Raw genomic sequence first — 3,418 nt, forward strand, 5'->3', positions numbered from 1 at the left:
GTATACAAAAAAACCCTTATCAAAATTTGATAAGGGTTTTAAAAAAAGGCGGCGACATACTCTCCCACATTTCTGCAGTACCATCTGCGCTAATGGGCTTAACTTCTCTGTTCGGAATGGTAAGAGGTGAGCCCCATTGCTATAACCACCTTAAATCTATATTCCTATTACATAGGAACCTCTTTAGATATACCAAAGAGTATAAGGTAACATACTGAGATAAAAGTAATAACTGTATTTTAAAATACCATTAAATAATAAGAAGCGTACATAAGCCTACGGGTAATTAGTACTACTCGGCTATGACATTACTGCCTTTACACCTGTAGCCTATCAACGTGGTCATCTCCCACGACCCTTTAAAGAAATCTAATCTTGTGGTGGGTTTCGCGCTTATATGCTTTCAGCGCTTATCCCTTCCCAACGTAGCTACTCTGCAATGCTCCTGGCGGAACAACAGATACACCAGAGGTTAGTCCAACTCGGTCCTCTCGTACTAGAGTCAGATCCACGCAAATTTCTAACGCCCACAGCAGATAGAGACCGAACTGTCTCACGACGTTCTGAACCCAGCTCGCGTGCCACTTTAATGGGCGAACAGCCCAACCCTTGGGACCTTCTCCAGCCCCAGGATGTGACGAGCCGACATCGAGGTGCCAAACCCCCCCGTCGATGTGAGCTCTTGGGGGAGATCAGCCTGTTATCCCCGGAGTACCTTTTATCCTTTGAGCGATGGCCCTTCCATGCGGAACCACCGGATCACTATGCTCTTGTTTCCAACCTGATCGACCTGTATGTCTCTCAGTCAAGCTCCCTTATGCCATTGCACTCTACGCACGGTTACCAAGCGTGCTGAGGGAACCTTTAGAAGCCTCCGTTACTCTTTTGGAGGCGACCACCCCAGTCAAACTACCCACCACGCACTGTCCTCATCGCTGAGTTAGGCTTCAGATAAGCAAAGGGTGGTATTTCAACAACGACTCATAACAACCTGGCGATTGCTAATCAAAGTCTCCCACCTATCCTACACATTACTTATCCAAAGTCAATACGAAGCTATAGTAAAGGTTCACGGGGTCTTTTCGTCCCGCTGCGGGTAATCGGCATCTTCACCGATACTACAATTTCACCGAGCTCATGGCTGAGACAGTGTCCAGATCGTTGCACCATTCGTGCAGGTCGGAACTTACCCGACAAGGAATTTCGCTACCTTAGGACCGTTATAGTTACGGCCGCCGTTTACTGGGGCTTCAATTCAGATCTTCGCCGAAGCTAAACCCTCCTCTTAACCTTCCAGCACCGGGCAGGTGTCAGGCCTTATACGTCATCTTTCGATTTAGCAAAGCCCTATGTTTTTGATAAACAGTCGCCTGGACCTTTTCACTGCGGCCCATCCGAAGATGGGCGACCTTTCTCCCGAAGTTACAGGTCGATTTTGCCTAGTTCCTTAGCCATGAATCTCTCGAGCACCTTAGAATTCTCATCCCAACTACCTGTGTCGGTTTACGGTACGGGCTGCTTCACTCGGTTTTCTTGGAAGTCGATCCGCTAGATTATCAGCGCGGCCGTAGCCTTACTGTACTATCGAGGTGTTACCACTCTCTTCAACGCACTATTCCGTCAGTGCGCACTAACTTCTCGCCTCCGTCACTTTTAGCGTGAGCAGGTAGCAGAATATTAACTGCTTGTCCATCCACTACCCCTTTCGGGTTCGCGTTAGGTCCCGACTAACCCTCAGCTGATTAGCATAGCTGAGGAAACCTTAGTCTTTCGGTGTGCGGGTTTCTCGCCCGCATTATCGTTACTTATGCCTACATTTTCTTTTCTATCCGCTCCAGCAATCCTTACAGACCACATTCTGCGCAGATAGAATGCTCCCCTACCACTTCTTACGAAGTCCATAGCTTCGGTAATATACTTATGCCCGATTATTATCCATGCTCGACCGCTCGACTAGTGAGCTGTTACGCACTCTTTAAATGAATGGCTGCTTCCAAGCCAACATCCTAGCTGTCTAGGCAGTCAAACCTCGTTTATTCAACTTAGTATATATTTGGGGACCTTAGCTGATGGTCCGGGTTCTTTCCCTCTCGGACATGGACCTTAGCACCCATGCCCTCACTGCATTAAATCATTTTATAGCATTCGGAGTTTGTCAGGAATTGGTAGGCGGTGAAGCCCCCGCATCCAATCAGTAGCTCTACCTCTATAAAACTAATAATACGCTGCACCTAAATGCATTTCGGGGAGTACGAGCTATTTCCGAGTTTGATTGGCCTTTCACCCCTACCCACAGGTCATCCGAAGACTTTTCAACGTCAACCGGTTCGGTCCTCCACTATGTGTTACCACAGCTTCAACCTGCCCATGGGTAGATCACACGGTTTCGCGTCTACCACTACTAACTATAGCGCCCTATTCAGACTCGCTTTCGCTACGGCTCCACACCTGAAGTGTTTAACCTCGCTAGCAACGGTAACTCGTAGGCTCATTATGCAAAAGGCACGCCGTCACCATTACTGGCTCCGACCGCTTGTAAGCGTATGGTTTCAGGATCTATTTCACTCCCTTATTCAGGGTTCTTTTCACCTTTCCCTCACGGTACTAGTTCACTATCGGTCTCTCAGGAGTATTTAGCCTTAGCGGATGGTCCCGCCTAATTCACACAGGGTTACACGTGCCCCGCGCTACTCAGGATACCACTATCAATTATTTACCTTACCTATACGGGACTATCACCCTGTATTGTTAGTCTTTCCAAACTATTCTAATTCAGTAAACATCAAATGTCGTGGTCCTACAACCCCAATATTGCCGTAACAACATTGGTTTGGGCTATTCCGCGTTCGCTCGCCACTACTAGCGGAATCACTTTTGTTTTCTTCTCCTCCGGGTACTTAGATGTTTCAGTTCTCCGGGTTTGCTCCATTTCTGGTGACATATCTTCAATATGCCGGGTTGCCCCATTCGGATATCTGCGGATCACAAAGTATGTGCCTCTCCCCGCAGCTTTTCGCAGCTTATCACGTCCTTCTTCGCCTCTGAGAGCCTAGGCATCCCCCATACGCCCTTACTTAGCTTATTGTACTTTTTGCTCTTTATTATTTATATGTTCTCTCGAAGATTTATTTTTAAAATCTCGTTTCTCTTTTATCTCAATATGTCAATGAACTTTTTTGGCTATTATATAGCCTATCGTGGAGAATATCGGAGTCGAACCGATGACCTCCTGCGTGCAAGGCAGGCGCTCTAGCCAGCTGAGCTAATCCCCCATTTTAGTAATGAGTTATTAAACTGAGTCTTTAGTAAAACTCCTAACTAACTCAACTTCTAAAATTTCCTTTATACTTTGTAGTCTCAGGCAGACTCGAACTGCCGACCTCTACATTATCAGTGTAGCGCTCTAACCAGCTGAGCT

At 47.0% G+C, this 3,418-nt stretch carries 1 tRNA gene and 2 rRNA genes; all 3 read right to left on the reverse strand.

From position 1 onward, the window contains the following. Positions 1–43: 43 nt before the first annotated feature. The 3 genes from rrf to AA088_RS17340 all read right to left on the reverse strand — a co-directional run bounded on the left by rrf (position 44) and on the right by AA088_RS17340 (position 3,272). Positions 44–153 (reverse strand): 5S ribosomal RNA (gene rrf, locus AA088_RS17330). Between the two features lie 113 nt (positions 154–266). Beyond that, positions 267–3,085: ribosomal RNA gene (locus AA088_RS17335) — 23S ribosomal RNA — on the reverse strand. 113 nt (positions 3,086–3,198) lie between these two features. After that, positions 3,199–3,272 (reverse strand) — tRNA-Ala (locus AA088_RS17340). Between the last annotated feature and the right edge of the window lie 146 nt (positions 3,273–3,418).

Origin of the sequence: Kordia zhangzhouensis (assembly GCF_001005305.1) — a bacterium.
Taxonomy (GTDB): domain Bacteria; phylum Bacteroidota; class Bacteroidia; order Flavobacteriales; family Flavobacteriaceae; genus Kordia; species Kordia zhangzhouensis.